Origin of the sequence: Novosphingobium fuchskuhlense, from assembly GCF_001519075.1 — a bacterium.
GTDB classification, from domain to species: domain Bacteria; phylum Pseudomonadota; class Alphaproteobacteria; order Sphingomonadales; family Sphingomonadaceae; genus Novosphingobium; species Novosphingobium fuchskuhlense.
In genome coordinates, this window is sequence record NZ_KQ954245.1 from 796,309 (window position 1) to 811,126 (window position 14,818).

11 protein-coding genes and 1 pseudogene are annotated in these 14,818 nt (G+C 65.8%); 9 read left to right on the plus strand and 3 right to left on the minus strand.

Translation table 11 applies throughout. The annotated features are described in order from the left end of the window. Window positions 1–3: 3 nt before the first annotated feature. From AQZ52_RS13360 to AQZ52_RS13370, 3 genes are read left to right on the plus strand one after another with little or no spacing between them, the layout of a single operon-like run. Window positions 4–876 (plus strand): alpha/beta hydrolase, encoded by an 873-nt coding sequence (locus AQZ52_RS13360; RefSeq protein ID WP_067911628.1) that lies wholly within the window; start codon window positions 4–6, stop codon window positions 874–876. Then, entirely contained in the window at window positions 873–1,979 is a 1,107-nt protein-coding gene (locus AQZ52_RS13365) for a ThuA domain-containing protein (protein WP_067911631.1), read from the plus strand. Before AQZ52_RS13360 ends, AQZ52_RS13365 begins: the two co-directional genes overlap by 4 nt. Then, window positions 1,972–3,114, plus strand: a complete 1,143-nt coding sequence (locus AQZ52_RS13370) for an FAD-dependent monooxygenase (RefSeq protein WP_067911634.1) — start codon at window positions 1,972–1,974, stop codon at window positions 3,112–3,114. The genes AQZ52_RS13365 and AQZ52_RS13370 overlap by 8 nt, the downstream gene beginning before the upstream one ends. 74 nt (window positions 3,115–3,188) lie before the next feature. On the opposite strand, the gene AQZ52_RS13375 is transcribed toward AQZ52_RS13370, so the two are convergent. After that, window positions 3,189–3,857: a TetR/AcrR family transcriptional regulator gene (locus AQZ52_RS13375; protein WP_067911638.1), complete on the minus strand. Its 669-nt coding sequence runs from the start codon at window positions 3,855–3,857 to the stop codon at window positions 3,189–3,191. A gap of 110 nt (window positions 3,858–3,967) precedes the next feature. Here AQZ52_RS13375 and AQZ52_RS13380 point away from each other — a divergent pair, with 110 nt between their 5' ends. The 6 genes from AQZ52_RS13380 to AQZ52_RS13405 all read left to right on the plus strand — a co-directional run bounded on the left by AQZ52_RS13380 (window position 3,968) and on the right by AQZ52_RS13405 (window position 13,175). After that, the gene (locus AQZ52_RS13380; RefSeq protein WP_067911641.1) at window positions 3,968–5,065 is read left to right on the plus strand and encodes an LLM class flavin-dependent oxidoreductase; all 1,098 of its coding nucleotides are present in this window, start codon (window positions 3,968–3,970) and stop codon (window positions 5,063–5,065) included. 247 nt (window positions 5,066–5,312) lie between these two features. Beyond that, the gene (locus AQZ52_RS13385) at window positions 5,313–7,715 is read left to right on the plus strand and encodes a TonB-dependent receptor (protein WP_067911645.1); all 2,403 of its coding nucleotides are present in this window, start codon (window positions 5,313–5,315) and stop codon (window positions 7,713–7,715) included. A gap of 162 nt (window positions 7,716–7,877) precedes the next feature. Continuing rightward, window positions 7,878–9,269 carry an MFS transporter gene (locus AQZ52_RS13390; protein WP_240481629.1) on the plus strand — a complete coding sequence of 464 codons (1,392 nt, stop codon included), beginning with the start codon at window positions 7,878–7,880 and terminating at the stop codon, window positions 9,267–9,269. Window positions 9,270–9,371: 102 nt separating this feature from the next. Continuing rightward, a complete protein-coding gene (locus AQZ52_RS13395) occupies window positions 9,372–10,391 on the plus strand; it encodes a sugar phosphate isomerase/epimerase family protein (protein ID WP_067911648.1) in 1,020 nt (339 codons plus the stop codon). Window positions 10,392–10,405: 14 nt separating this feature from the next. Next, window positions 10,406–10,783, plus strand: a complete 378-nt coding sequence (locus AQZ52_RS13400; RefSeq protein WP_067911651.1) for a C-glycoside deglycosidase beta subunit domain-containing protein — start codon at window positions 10,406–10,408, stop codon at window positions 10,781–10,783. Window position 10,784: 1 nt separating this feature from the next. After that, on the plus strand, window positions 10,785–13,175 hold the full coding sequence (locus AQZ52_RS13405) for a beta-glucosidase (protein ID WP_067911655.1): 2,391 nt from the start codon (window positions 10,785–10,787) through the stop codon (window positions 13,173–13,175). Window positions 13,176–13,178: 3 nt separating this feature from the next. On the opposite strand, the gene AQZ52_RS19285 is transcribed toward AQZ52_RS13405, so the two are convergent. Then, on the minus strand, window positions 13,179–13,766 hold the full coding sequence (locus AQZ52_RS19285) for a beta-xylosidase family glycoside hydrolase (RefSeq protein ID WP_420806450.1): 588 nt from the start codon (window positions 13,764–13,766) through the stop codon (window positions 13,179–13,181). Window positions 13,767–13,862: 96 nt separating this feature from the next. After that, window positions 13,863–14,798 (minus strand): annotated as a pseudogene (locus tag AQZ52_RS19255) (family 43 glycosylhydrolase); the annotation flags it as partial. Window positions 14,799–14,818 lie beyond the last annotated feature (20 nt).

Below are 14,818 nucleotides of genomic sequence, written 5' to 3' on the forward strand. Positions count from 1 at the left end.
CCCATGCGCAAGACCTTTGCCGTCCTGATCGCCCTGCTCGGCCTTGCCGCCGCGCCGGCCATGGCCCAGCCCGCCGGCGGCTTCACCGCCGAAACCGTCCCGGCGGTGCATGGGGAGGAGATCGTGCTCAATGCTGTCCCCGCCGGCGGCGAGACGTGGACCCGCGTGTTCGGTCAGGTCTGGGCGCGCAATGTCCAGCGCTCGACGCTCTACGTCGTCAGGCCCATGAGCGGCCGCGCCAACGGCAAGTCGGTGATCGTCATCCCCGGCGGCGGCTACATGTTCGTCTCGATCGACAGCGAGGGCTTCCGTGTGGCGGACCGGCTTGCCGCGCAGGGCTACACCGCCTTCGTCCTCAAGTACCGCGTCAACCCCACCCCGCCGACGGCCGAGGGTTTCATGGCCGATATGGCCGCGAAGTTCGGCCAGCTCGGCAAGGGCGAACTGCCCGACCTGCCGCCTGCGGTCGATGATCTTGCCTCGGCCATCTCGGTTGTCACGGCGCGCGCCGCGGAATGGAAGCTCGATCCGAAGCAGATCGGCGCCATCGGCTTCTCCGCCGGTTCGCGCACGCTGATCCGCCTCATCGAACAGCGCAAGGAGGCCGCGCTCCTCCACCATGTCGGCCTGATCTACCCGCCGATGACCCAGACCGTTACCGGCGGCCCCCGCCCGCCGCTGTTCCTCGCCATCGCCGCGCATGATCCGCTGTTCAAGCAGGGCGGCCTGCGGCTCGTCGACAGCTGGCTCAAGGAGAGCGACGCGCTCGAATTCCACCTCTACTACGGCGGCGAGCATGGCTTCGGCATGATGCCCAAGGGCACCACCAGCGACCGCTGGATCGACCAGTATATCGACTGGCTGGCTGTGCAATGATCGTGTTCAGGGCTCTCGCTGCGGCGGTGCTGCTTATTGCAGGTACTCCGGCGCTTGCCGGAGAACCCGTGCGCGATTGCCCGCTGGCGACCGCACCGCTTGGCGTGGACTCGCCGCTTTCGGACGCGCTCATGCACCCCGGTGGTCCCGCCGCACTCGCGTCCGTCGCGCCCGATCTGGTTTCCGGCTTCACCCGCAATTTCGGTGGCGGCGATCTGCCACCCGGGTTCGCCAATATCCTGAGCGTCGCCTCGCTGCTCGAAGTGCGGCCCGATGGCGCAGTGTTGCGCCCCGCGCTCGAAGCAAAGCTCGCTGCGCTCCCCATCACCGACGCCTTCACCGTGGCCCGCTGTGCCCGCTACGACCACGACCGGCCCGCCCTGCCCCCGGCGGGTGGCCGCCCGCAGGTCCTCGTGTTCGAAAAGATCAACGGCTTTCGCGACACGCCTTCCGTCGATGCCGCCCGCGCGCGCCTCGCCGCCATCGCCAAGGCGCGCGGGTGGCAGATCGTGTTCACCGATCGCGGCGGCGTAATGAACGCCGCCGACCTCGCGCGCTTCAAGGTCGTCGTATGGAACAACGTGAGCGGCGATGCCCTCACCCTGCCGCAGCGCGCTGCCTTCCGCGCCTATCTGGAGCATGGCGGCGGCTATGCCGGCATTCATGGCTCGGGCGGCGATCCTAAATGGTTCTGGGACTGGTATGCCGACACCCTGCTCGGCGCGCGCTTCATCGGCCATCCCGGCCGCCCGCAGTTCCAGACCGCCACGGTGCACGTCGCCGACCAGCAGACCGGTTCCAGCGCAGGCACCTGGCCGCTGCTGGAGGAATGGTATTCCTTTGATCGCAACCCGGTGACAGGCGGCGCGGTCGCCATCGCGACCATCGACGAGAAGGACTACCAGCAGATCGGCTATCGCGGTGAAAGCCTTGCGATGGGTTACCATCCCATCGCGTGGCGCAAGGCCATCGGTGCCGGCCGCATGTTCTACACCGCTATCGGCCACCGGCCGGAAAACTATGACGAGCCGCACGTCGCGGCATTGCTGGCCGAGGGCATCGCCTGGGCCATGGAAAGCAAGGAAGCGAAATCGCATGACTGAACAAGCGCCCATCACCGCGATCACCAGTGCCCTGATCGTGGGCGGCGGCATCGGCGGCATGGCAGCCGCGATTGATCTGGCCGCGCGCGGCGTGGCGGTCACGCTTATCGATCTCGATCCCGAATGGCGCGTCTATGGCGCGGGCATCACCATCACCGGCCCCACGCTGCGTGCCTACCAGCGGCTCGGCATGGTGGAGGACATCGCCCGCGAAGGGGCCATTGTAGCGGGCTCCTCCATGTTCCTTTTCAACGGGATGCACCTGCGCGATCTCGATGAGCCCCCCATCGAAGAGGGTCTGCCCGCCACCGGCGGCATCATGCGCCCCGTGCTTCACCACCTCATGCAGCAGCGCGTCGCCGCTGCCGGCGTGTCCGTGCGCCTCGGCGTGACGGTTGATAGCCTCGCTAACCGCAATGGCGGCGTCGATGTCACGTTCTCCGATGGCACCTCCGGCCGCTATGATCTCGTCATCGGTGCAGATAGCGTCCGCTCGCGCGTGCGCGAACTCGCCTTCCCGCACATGGGCGAGGCGGAGCGCACCGGCCAGGGCTGCTGGCGCGTTTCGATGAAGAAGCCGCCGACGCTGGAGCGCGGCGAGATGTTCTTCGGCCACCGCTACATGGTCGGCATCACCCGCTGCGGCGAAGACCGCATCTATCTCTGGCTGCTCACCCCGCACGAGGACACCGGAGAGCGCCTCGAGGGCGAGGCGCTTGCTACACAGATGAAGACCCATCTTGCCGATTTCGGCGGCAATGCCGGCTGGGTGCGCGATACGATGACCGCCGAGGACTGGGTCAACTACCGCCCGCTCGCCGCGAAGATCCAGCCGCGCCCGTGGTCCGATGGCCGGATCGTGCTCCTCGGCGATGCTGTCCACGCCACCACCCCGCACCTTGCTTCGGGCGCGGGAATCGCGGTCGAGAGCGCGCTCGTGCTGGGCGAGGAACTGGCCCGCGCCGCCACCGCCGAAGCCGCACTCATGGCCTATGAAGAGCGCCGCTACGAACGCTGTCGCGATGTCGTGGAAACCAGCGTCGCGATCGGTGCCGCCCAGCTTGCAGGTCGTCCCGGCGAGGAAATCGGCGGGATCATGGGCGCTGCGCTGCACCGGTTGGCGGGGCCGTTCTGACCTAGCCGGAGCCCCCTACCTCCCAATCTTCCGTCATTGCAAAGGGCGAAGCGACGAAACGCGGGCCGGCTGGGTCAATCCGCGTGGCGCAGATAGGCGAGCGCCATCTTGGCGATCTCGTCCTTAATGAAGCCCCACAAGTAGGGGTCGCTCGATTCCGGCGTCGAGCCAAGCCCGAACTGGCGCGCGATCGTGGCGAAGATGATCTGGAACACCGCGAGCGCCTTGGCCTCGGGATCGGCAGACTTGATCTCGTCGCGGAAGCGCAAGATCGCCGCGATCGACATTTCGGACGAGCGCCGCGCGGTTTCCTTGCCCGGTTCGGATACCGCCGGATCGACTTCGGCACGTGCCATGATTGTGCGCAGCAGCGGCGCATGCTCTTCCAGAAAAGTGCTGTAACGGGCGATGTAGAGCGGCAGGAATTCGCCGAGGCTCGAGGTCTCCGCCAGCACCTCGTCGAACATCGCCCGCTCTTTCGCGAGGATCGTCTGCAACTCCTCCGCAATCACCGCGTGGAGCAACCGGTCCTTGCTTTCAAAACGCAGATAGATCGATCCGATGGAGACCTGCCCCCGTTCGCTCACGTCTTGCAACGTGAAGCTGTCCCCGCCCGTCTCGATCATCAGCGCCTTGGTCGCCTCGAGCATGCGTTCGAACGAGGCCAGGCTGCGGCCTTGGCGCGGTTTGCGGCTTAGGGCCTGCAGCGCAAGCGCTTCGGTATGGTGCGTGGCGGTTGACATCGCCTAGCTAGACCCTACTAAAACAGGAACGTCAATTCTAATTTGATTCGTCTCGTACATACCAAACCGGCGACCGGCCAAGCGAAGACGAAGGGGGAGAAGACAAGCTCATGCGGTTCTCGGTGTTCCTCAACGCGCGCACAATGCGCCCCGAAGACGATCGTCAGCTGATGAAGGATCTCGAGAGCCACGCCCTGCGCGCCGGCGATCTCGGCTTCTCGGCCATCTTCATGCCCGATCATCACTTCAACGGCTATATGCCGGTGGCCAGCGACAGCTTCATCTTCGCCGCCTACCTCGCCGCCAAGATGCCGCAGATGCACTTCGGCTTCTCGGTCGTCTCCGTCCCGCTCCACCATCCCGTCCGCTTTGCCGAGCGCATCAACATCCTCGACCAGCTGACGGACGGCAAGCTCCTCGTCGGTATCGGCAGCGGCACGACGCCGGAGGAAATGATCGGCTTCGGGGTGAACTACAAGGACGCGGGCGCGATCTCGGAGCGCAACCTCGAACTCGCCGAGGCGCTCTGGGCAAAGACCATGGAGGACCCTGCGGTCGAGATCGACAACGGCCCGCATCAGGGCCGCGTCCTCCAGCGGATCGCGCCTGCCGCCTACACCCCCGGCCATGCGCGGCTGATGCCGGTGGCGATGAAGGAAACCAGCGCCCGCCGCGCCGCGACCCATGGTTGGCCCGCCTTCATCCCTGCTTTCACACCGCCGAAGATCGGCGGCACCGAACCCTTCATCCATGTGAAGAAGTTCTTCGATATCTACCACGGCATGCTGACTTCGGCCGGCCACCCCGACGAAGTGGTGGCGAGCGCGCTCGACTGGACCACGCACACCTACCAGTGCGTCCATGTCGCGGAAAGCGACGACCAGGCGCGCGAAGAGCTCGAAGTGATCCTGCGCGCCTACCAGGCCGCCGTCGAACGCGAGGCAGAATTCAACGCCCGCGCCGAAAGCAACGCCGAGAACACCAAGACCGACCGCACACCCAACGCGCTCACCGAGGACTGGATCGGCACGTGGTGCCTCTACGGCTCGCCCGAGACGGTGATCGAGCACCTCACGCCTTACAAGGAGCTTGGGATCGGCAACGTGCTGTGCGGCACGACGACCGGTCCGCTTACCGAGGAACGGCTGCGGCTGGGCAACCAGACGCTCGACTTGCTGTCGCGGAAGGTGATGCCGGCATTGGCATGATCTATACACCGATTAGATAATCCATCAGCTTTGTGGATGGATGTGGATGAAAACATACTATTTCACTTAATGGACCCGATCAGGCAGGAAAATCGCCATTCAAAGTGCGGTCCGAACCTTCATCACCTGCAGCGCAGGTCGGGAGCACCGGTCCGGCAAACAGAGTAACCGGGGCCCTCAGCGGCGTCGGGGTCACACTTGCTAACCAGACGCTCCGGATCAAGCGGAGTGCACAAAGGGAGGGATCATGCGCACCACCATACAAGGCATCAGTCTGCTCGCCGGCAGCGCGGTCATGGCCATGGCCGCGCCGGCCCACGCCCAGCAGGCCGCACAGGCAGCGGCCGACGCGAGCACGACCGAGATCGTCGTCACCGCGCAGAACCGCACGCAGAAGCTGAACGACGTTCCCATCGCGATCAACGTGATCAGCGGCGACGATCTCAAGAAGGCCGGCTTCTCCGACCTCAACGACGTCAACAAGATCGCCCCGGTCGTCCAGCTCAACCAGGATCAGGGCACGGTAAAGATCACCGTGCGCGGCGTCGGCACCACGTCGAACGACGAAGCGCAGGATACCTCTGTCGTCATCAACATCGATGGCGAATATCTCAATCGTCCCAACGTGATGGGCATGTCGCTGTTCGACATGGAGCGCGTCGAAGTGCTGCGCGGGCCGCAGGGCACGCTGTATGGCCGCAATTCGACCGGCGGCGCGATCAACTTCATCACCCGCAAGCCCGGCCACGAATTCGGCGGCGACGCCACGGTCAGCTACGGAAACTACAACACCGTGCGGGCCGATGGCGGTGTTGATGTGCCGCTGGGCGACATGGCCGCCGTGCGCGTTTCCGGCTTCTACGAAGACCGCGACGGCTACAACAAGCACCCTGCCGGCGGCGGTTTCTTCGTGTTCCCGGCCTATGCGGCGGGCCGCTCGGACGACAACAACGCCTACGGCGTGCGCGGCTCGCTGCGCCTCGATCCGAGTTCGGCGCTGTCGATCAACCTCGCCGGCGAATACGCCAAGCGCAGCTTCAGCCCCGGCATTTTCGCGGCGGGCGATCTCAACGCGGCAGGCAATGGCCCCAGCGGCGGCGTGTGCAACAACGGCTACAGCCGCGTTGCCCCGGCCTATGCACAGGTCCTGTGCGTGCCCAGCAACACCGACCTGCTTTCGAAGATCGACCGCAACAACTACGCGGCGCCGCTCTATGGTATCGGCCATGTCAGCCAGGACACCTGGGCCATTCGCGGCCGGGTAGCCTATGAAATCAGCGATGCGGCAACGCTGACTTACACGGGCGGCTACCGCAAGTTCACCGGTGATGCGAACAACCGCCTGACCCTGCCGATCATCTACCAGTCCTACACGTTCGAGGATCAGGCCGACACGCAGAGCCATGAACTGCGCGTCAACGGCAAGATCGGCGGCGTGATCTATCAGGTCGGCGGATTCTACTTCAAGGAAAAGCTCAACCGCGAGAACGGCTTCCTGCTGCCGAGCTTCATCTTCGGTCAGCCGCCGTTCGGGCCCAACGGCCCCACGCCCGGCACGTTCCTCAGCTACTTCGTGCGCAAGGTGAACAGCGACAGCAAGTCGGTGTTCGGCCAGGTCGACGTGCCGCTGGGCGAGACCCTGACTGCCGTTGGCGGTCTGCGCTATACCGACAACAAGCGCAGCGCGACCTACATCAACGCGAGCCCCTTCGGCCCCGGCATTCCCGACTTCGCGGGCCTGATCGGCCAGGGTCCGGGCCGCAAGGACCTTTCGAAGCTCAAGTTCGTCTCGACCCTGCCGCTGGGCAGCAAGGACAGCAAGGTGACCTGGCTCGCGGGCCTCAACTACAAGCCCAATGCCAATACGCTGGTCTATGTGAAGGCCTCGACCGGCTTCAAGGGCGGCGGCTTCGACTCCGTCGGCACCTACAAGCCCGAAACCAACACCGCGTTCGAAGGCGGCTGGAAGCAGACGTTCGGCGATCACCGCCAGCACCAGTTCAACCTTGGCGCGTTCTACTATGACTACAAGGACCTGCAGGTTTCGGTGCTGCTCGATACCACCGTCGGCGGGCAGACCTTCAACGCGGGCAAGGCCAAGATCTGGGGTATCGAGGCCTCGGGCAGCATCCAGCTGGACGACGCCACCAACTTCCACAGCTCGATCAACTACCTCAATGCCCAGTACAAGGAGCTGCTCGCGCAGTTCAACGTGTTCGATACGTCTGGCGCGCTGAACGGCATCGGCGATCTTGATCCCAACACCCCCGGGGTCCAGCAGCCGAACTTCGCTGGCAACCGTCCGGCATTCTCGCCCAAGTTCATCATCACGGCGGGTATCGACCACACGATCAAGCTGGGCAGCTTCGGCAGCCTGACCGCGCGTGCGGACACCACGTTCAAGTCGTCGTACTTCACCGACTTCTACAACTACCGCGACGGTACGCAGACCGCGTTCACGCAGAGCGACCTCAGCCTGGAGTATCAGTCGGCGAACAAGATGTACTCGGTCATCGGCTTCGTTAAGAACCTCGAGAACAACCGTCCGCTCACCTACGGCAGCTTCACGTCGGCGGGTCCGGACGATATCTTCAACTGGCAGTTCGGCGCGCCGCGCACCTACGGTGTCCGTCTCGGCGTGAAGTTCTGACACTCTGATGAAAACGGGGGCGGTTGGCGACCGTCCCCGACAACCGGCAGCCAGCCGATCGAAAAGGGAGACCGGACATGAATTTGTCCGCCTGCGACGGTTGGCTGCTAGCCCCATGGAATACCGCACCGCTTCGTCCTTCCGTCAGCCGGAGGGCGCACGGTGGCTGATCGCTCTGCAGGAATGGTCGGCAGGCTCTCGCTGGCCAAACGCGCAAGCTACGGCTTCGGCGATTTCGGCTACAGCCTTGCCTACAACATGGCGGGTGCTTTCCTGCTCTACTACTACACCACCGTGGTCGGCTTGCCCGCAGCGGCAGTCGGCACGATCTTTCTCGTCGCCCGCCTGCTCGATGCGGTGATCGATCCGCTGGTCGGCATCGCGGTCGACAAGACGCGCAGCCGGTGGGGCCGCACCCGCCCCTATTTCCTTTTCACCGCCGTGCCTTACGTCCTGGTCTTCATCGCCACGTTCCATGTGCCGCAGTGGAGCGAGGGGGCGCAGCTCCTCTATGCCTTCCTCACCTTCAAAGCGCTGGGGATCATCATGAGCGCCGGTTCGATCCCCTATACCGCGCTGATGCCGATGATGACGGACGATCCCGCAGACCGACTGCGCCTCGGCGGCTGGCGCTCAATCGGCACGTCGGTCGGCGTGATCCTCGGCACCGCCGCCACGATGCCTCTGGTCGGCGCGCTCGGCGGCGGCAACGAGGCGGCCGGTTTCCTGCGCACCGCATTTCTGTTCGGCGCACTCTCGCTCTTGGCGCTGGCCATGCTCTTCCGCAATTGCCGGGAAAGGATCGCCGACACAGCGGCGCCGGAGGCTTTCCGCGTCCTTCCCGCCATCGGCCAGATGCTCGGCAACCGGGCTTGGGCGGTCTGCTTCGGCTTCTGCCTGCTCTACTTCGTGCGCTTCGGCGCCATGCTGGGGCTGACGATATTCTACGCAAAGGATGTGCTGCAGAAGCCGTGGCTGATCCCGGTCATGCTGCCGATGGTCTCGGGCGGGCTGCTCATCGCCGCCTTCATCGCGCCTCCGATCCTTGCGCGCACCGGCATCCGCCGTGGCTGCATTGGCGCGATCCTGCTCGCGCTCGTGCTCCTGACGGCGATGGCGGGGCTGGATCACGCGCCGGACGTGGAGATCGGCTCGCTCGCCGTCCCGCCGCTGCTGCTGCCCTATCTCGCTTTTTCCATCGTCACCTCGGTCACGATCACCGGCATCTTTTCGATGGCAGCGGCCACGGCGGACTACCATCAGGCCCTGTTCGGTGTGCGCCATGAAGGGCTGTTGTCCTCCGGCATCAGCACGTCGACCAAGGTCGGCATGGCGGTCCGGCAGTTCGCTCGGCGCCTTCGTCCTCGCCTTCGCTGGCTATGTGCCCGATGCGGTAAGCGAGGTCGCCCGCAGCGATATCCGCAGCGCCTATTTCCTCGTCGCGGGCGGCCTCCTCGCCGTGCAGGCGGGCATCGTCTGGTTCTGGCCGATGGATGGCCGCTGGCGCGACCGGTTCGGCGCTTCCGCCGCTTGACTTCGGACGGAAATTACTAGAATTGACGTTCTAATATTTGCACCGGGAATCGCAGGCAGCCCTTCGGTTCCATTCCACGATCAGAGCAGCGCCTTGGCAGCTGCCTCAGGGGAGAAAGCCTCATGGCGATCAGACGCGGCGTAAGCCTGTACAGCTTCCAGAACGAGACCTTCCAGGGCAAGATGACCCTCGAGGACTGCATCCGCACCTGCGCCGAAATGGGCGCCAACGGCATCGAAGTCATCGGCGAGCAGACCTTCTGGGGCTGGCCCGAACAGAGCGTCGACGAGGCGGAAATAACCCAGTGGCACCGGCTCATCGCCAAGTACGATTGCGTGCCCGTCGCCCACGACTTCATGCTCGATTACAAGCGCTACAAGGGGCGCGAGATGCCCTTCGAAGAGCAGGTCGCCAGCGTCCGCAAGGATATCGATTTCGGCGCCCGGCTCGGCGTGAAGTACATCCGCGCACTCGTCTCGATCGCGCCCGAAGTGCTCGTCGCCGCAGCACCGTATGCGGAAGAGAAGGGTATCAAGATCCTCATCGAGGTTCACGCGCCCCTGCACTTCGATCACCCGTGGATCATCCGCCACGCCGAAGCCTTCGAAAAGTCGGGCTCCGGCGCGCTCGGCTTCCTGCCCGACATGGGCATGTTCCTCCATGCCTTCCCGCCGGTCTGGAAAGAGAAGTTCATGCGCGTGGGCGTGCCGCAGGCCATCGCCGACTACATCGTCAAGGCTTACGAGGACCGTGTCCTGTCGGAATACGTCATCCTCAACGTCCAGCAGATGGGCGGCACCGGCCCTGCCATCGCCATGGCCGAAACGCTGCGCCACAACGCCGCGTTCGAGCCGAAGCGGATGCTCGATTACATGCCGCGCATCCACAACATCCACGGCAAGTTCTACGAGATGACGCCGGATTCGAACGGTTCCTACATCGAACCCGCGATCCCTTATGCCGAGATCGTCAGCGTGCTGAAGCAGGGCGGCTACGACGGCTACATCTGCTCCGAATATGAAGGCAACCGCTGGGTCGAGGACGCGATGGAGCCCGACAGCGTCGAACAGGTCCGCCGCCAGCAGGTCATGCTGGCCGCCCTGCTTGGCGAGCCCGCCCCCCAGCTTCGCGCTGCAGCCTGAAAGGATCACGCGCCATGATGGACAACAAGATGATCGTTGAGGGCAGCCTCGAGTCCAGCGACAAGGGCTTCGCCTTCTACGGCCGCCTCCCCTACTACCGCGGCCTTGGCCTTTCGATGATCGAGGATATCCAGATCACCGTCGATGGCGAACTCGTCCCCCGCGCCGATGTGCGCTTCCATGTGCGGGGCAAGACCTACACGCTCGACCAGATGGAAACGGTCTACGACGACCGCTGGAACTTCGGTGAAAAGGCCAAGATCATCGCGATGAAGCCGGGCGGCCTCCCGGCGGGCGAGCACAGAATCGAATTCGCGGTGCGGATGCGCGTATCCTACCTGCCCTTCGTACCCACCACGAAGGACACCAAGGTCCTGGCGCTCGCGGCCTGACATGAGCGCGCTTACCCTCGATCAGGCCGCCCTGCTCACGGCGGGAGCCGCGATGTGGGCAACGCCCACGGTGCCGGAAGCCGGCATCCCCTCATTCACCATGAGCGACGGGCCGATGGGCATCGCGAGCGGAAAGGTCGATGAACGCGATATCGCCCGCCTGTCTCCCTGCGCCACGGCGCTGGGGGCCAGCTGGGATGTCGATCTGGCGCGGCGCATCGGCACACTGGTCGGGCAGGAAGCCGTCGGGCGCGGGATCGACATGGTGCTCGCCCCCAACATCAATCTCGCCCGCAGCCCTTTGGCCGGCCGCGCCTTCGAGTATTTTTCCGAGGATCCGCTGCTGGCGGGCCTCCTCGGCGCGGCCTGGATCGGCGGCCTCCAGTCGACCGGCACCGGCTCCTGCGCCAAGCATCTCGTCTGCAACGACAGCGAAACCGCGCGCGACACGATGAACGTGATTGTGGACGAGCGCACCTTGCGAGAGGTCTACCTCCTCCCCTTCGAATTCGCCGCCGCCGCCGGCTGCGCAGGCATGCTCGCGGCCTACAACCGCGTGAACGGCGACTACTGCGCCGAACAGCACCACGTGCTCACCGAAGTGGTGAAGAGTGAATGGGGCTATCAGGGCGTCCTGATGTCCGACTGGTTCGGCACCCATTCCACCGCGCCGACGCTGGCAGCGGGGCTCGATCTTGAAATGCCAGGCCCTGCCCGCTTCCTCGGCGCCAAGGCCGCCGCGGCCGTCGACGAAGGCACTCTTGCCGAGACGCGTGTGCGCGATGCCGCCGCCCGCGTCGCAAACGCCGCACGCCGCGTGACGGGGCCCAAATCCCGGCCGCTTGCCGAAGCCGAAATCACCGCGCTGCTCGAGGAAGCTGCCGCCGCCGGCATGGTTCTCCTCCGGAACGAGAGCGCATTGCTCCCGCTCGATCCGGCGCGCATCGGGACGCTTGCGGTCATCGGCCCCAATGCCGCCGCCCCCTGCTTCCAGGGCGGAACGTTCGCCAAGATTTCGGTCCGTCCGGACCTTGCCTCGCCGATCGAGGCCATCCGCGCGCGCTTTGGCGCCCATTGCAAGGTCCTGTTCGAGCCGGGCGTCGATCCCGCGCCGCGTTTGCCGCTCATGCAGGTCACCCCCGCCCACGATATCGGCGACGGCTGCACAAGCGGCATGACGCTCGACTATTTCGCCAGCCCCGATTGCAGCGGGGAGCCGCTGACCCGCGAAACGCGCGATACCAATTCACTCGTCTGGTTTGCCGGGATGCACGATCAGGCTCCCTTCGCGAAAGGCGGCTCGATCCGCGCCTCGGGCCGCTTCACCGCGACCAAGGCCGGCACCCACCGCTTTCACCTCGGTGCCACCGGCGTCTCGCGCCTCCTTGTCGATGGCCGCGAGGTCCTGACCACCACCGAATGCCCCCCGGGTGACACCATGGGCGTGCTCAAGGCCGGCGACAGCGAAAGTGCGCCCGTAGACCTCGCCGCCGGGCAGACGGTCGAGGTGGTCGCGGAGTTTACCTTCGCCGGCGCGCGCGTCCACGGATTGTGGTACGGCATCCGCGCGCCCGGCAGCGGCGAGGAACTGCTGGCCGCCGCCGAAGCTGCCGCGCGCGCAGCCGATGCGGTCGTCCTCATCGTCGGCGAAACGTCGGACAGCTCGGTCGAAAGCAAGGACCGGACCGGTACGCAGCTCGCCGCCGGACAGCTGGAGCTTATCACCCGCGTCACCGCCGCCAACCCGCGCGTGGCGGTCGTCACCAATGTCGGCCACGCCTACGACGCCGCATGGGAAGACCGCGCCGCCGCCCATCTCGCCACGTGGTACCCCGGCGAAGGCTTTGCCGCCGCGCTCGCCGCCGTGCTCGCCGGAGACCGCGAACCGGGTGGCCGCATGCCCGTCACCATCGCGCGCGAGGAAGCCGATTATCCGGGCTACAGCCTCAAGCCGCAGGCCGACGGCGCGCTGCCCTATGCCGAAGGCACCCGCATCGGCTATCGCGGGTTGATCGCGGCCGGCCGCGCTGCGCGCCATACGCTTGGCGCCGGTGAAGGCTATGCCCGCTTCGCATGGTCCGATCCCGCCATCACGGCAGAGGGCGCGGCGATCACCGTCACCAATGTCTCTGCCCGTGCGGGCACGGACGTCGTACAAGTCTACCGCGATGCGCCGGAAGCCACGCTGATCGGGTTTGCCAAGGTCCATGTCGAACCCGGCCATGCCGCGCGCGTCATGATCCCGCTCCCCCGCCGCCGCTTCATGGTCTGGGGCGATAGCGGCTGGGAGCTGCTCCCCGCCCCGCACCGTGTCCGCATCGCGCGCCATGCGGAAGATGCCGGCCACGCCCTGGAAATCGACGCGGCCAGCCTTCCCGACACCGGCCTCTGACTGTCAGCCCAGCGCGCGGTACCGGAAGTCGGTGAACACCCCCTGCCCCTTGCCCGCCGCGTAAAGCGCGGGCCTGAGGCTGGCGAGGTCGTCCATCGTGTTGGCGTTGTAGCCCGAGACTTCCGAGCGCACGGCATGGCGCGTCCACGTCTTGCCATCGAGGCTGTAGAAGAACGTCACGATCTGCAGGTCATTGACGATCCTGAGCTGCATGGTGCGCGCGGCCGGCGCCGGCTCGCGCCAGTACATCGGCATCCCGCCGCGATAGCTCGTCAGCCCGGCGCCGGTGATTCCCATGCCGAGGAACAGCCGCCGGTTGTAGAACAGCAGCAGCCCCGCCTCGCCCTCACCGTCCAGTTCAACCGTCACCGTGATCTCGTAGGCGCGGTCTCCCACCATCTGGGTGAGGACACTGCCATCGCCCGGCCCGCTGCCCTTGCCCGGCAGCACCAGCGTCCCGCCGCCCATGGCGATCCGCGCGGCTTCCTCGGGCGAGGTGCCATAGGCGGTCCAACGCGTCCCCAGCGAGGACGACGCGAACGCATCCGACCGTGCCATCCCATGCGGCGCACCGGACCTGCCCCCGGGCATCGGCAGCGCGCGCGAAAGATCGCCGCCAAGCGCCCTCGGCCAGCCATCCGCCGTCCACACGAACGGCTCGAGCAAGGTCTGCCGCCCCAGCGTGCGGTAGCCGTTCTCATAGCCGTGGTAGACGAAGTACCACTGCCCGCCCGGCCCCTCGACCGCCGTGGCATGCCCGCGCGACCACCACGCTTCGCCCGCACCCTGCATGCGCACGATCGGATTGTGCGGGCAATGCTCCCACGGTCCGTGGACCGAGCGCGAACGCGCCACCGTCACCATATGCCCTGTCGGCGGTCCGCTCGTGCCGCCCACCGCGGTCACGAGGTAGAACCACCCGCCGCGCCTCGTAAGTTTGGGTCCCTCCAGCGCCTAGGCCTCGGTTACCCAGTCGTCCGGGTATTGCCATCCATCAAAGGCGTGAACCGGCTGGCCGATCGCCGAAAGACCGTCGTCCGCCAGCTGCACGCGCATGCCGCCGGACAGGAACAGATAGCGCTTGCCGTCCTCGCCCACGACATGCCCCGGATCGATCAAGCCCCGGATGCCAAGATCAACGGGTTCGCTCCACGGCCCGGTGAGGCTATCTGCATGGATCACCCAGATCTGCGGCGCGTCCTTCACCTTGTCAGACCACGGCGCGGGGATGAACGGGATGTATATGAAATAGCGCCCCACATGCTTCACCAGATCGACCGCGAAACCGATCGCTGCCGGATGTGTCAGTGCGGGGCCAACCGGCACCCAGTTCACCAGATCGCGCGAATGCCAGATGAGGAGGCCGGGCGCCGCATCGAAGCTCGAATGGGTGAGGTAGTAGTCCTCTCCGTCCTTGAGGATCGAAGGATCGGGATAATCGCCCGCCAGCACAGGATTGCGGAAGGTGCCATTGCCGAGATCGGCCTTGCGCTGCCCTTCGATGCCGCGTCCCCACTGCGGCACGGCCGCGACAGAGCGTGTCGGCACCGCGCTGCTGGCAAGCGCGGCTCCCGAGAGCGCGAAGAGCGAACGCCGGTCCAGATCCAAGTCCCCCATCGACATTTTCTCCTTGTCAGCGTCCT

Coding starts and splice junctions, on each gene's coding strand:
- AQZ52_RS13360 (WP_067911628.1), top strand. CDS start 4: ATGCGCAAGACCTTTGCCGTCCTGATCGCCCTGCTCGGCCTTGCCGCC.
- AQZ52_RS13365 (WP_067911631.1), top strand. CDS start 873: ATGATCGTGTTCAGGGCTCTCGCTGCGGCGGTGCTGCTTATTGCAGGT.
- AQZ52_RS13370 (WP_067911634.1), top strand. CDS start 1,972: ATGACTGAACAAGCGCCCATCACCGCGATCACCAGTGCCCTGATCGTG.
- AQZ52_RS13375 (WP_067911638.1), bottom strand. CDS start 3,857: ATGTCAACCGCCACGCACCATACCGAAGCGCTTGCGCTGCAGGCCCTA.
- AQZ52_RS13380 (WP_067911641.1), top strand. CDS start 3,968: ATGCGGTTCTCGGTGTTCCTCAACGCGCGCACAATGCGCCCCGAAGAC.
- AQZ52_RS13385 (WP_067911645.1), top strand. CDS start 5,313: ATGCGCACCACCATACAAGGCATCAGTCTGCTCGCCGGCAGCGCGGTC.
- AQZ52_RS13395 (WP_067911648.1), top strand. CDS start 9,372: ATGGCGATCAGACGCGGCGTAAGCCTGTACAGCTTCCAGAACGAGACC.
- AQZ52_RS13400 (WP_067911651.1), top strand. CDS start 10,406: ATGATGGACAACAAGATGATCGTTGAGGGCAGCCTCGAGTCCAGCGAC.
- AQZ52_RS13405 (WP_067911655.1), top strand. CDS start 10,785: ATGAGCGCGCTTACCCTCGATCAGGCCGCCCTGCTCACGGCGGGAGCC.
- AQZ52_RS19285 (WP_420806450.1), bottom strand. CDS start 13,766: ATGCCCGGGGGCAGGTCCGGTGCGCCGCATGGGATGGCACGGTCGGAT.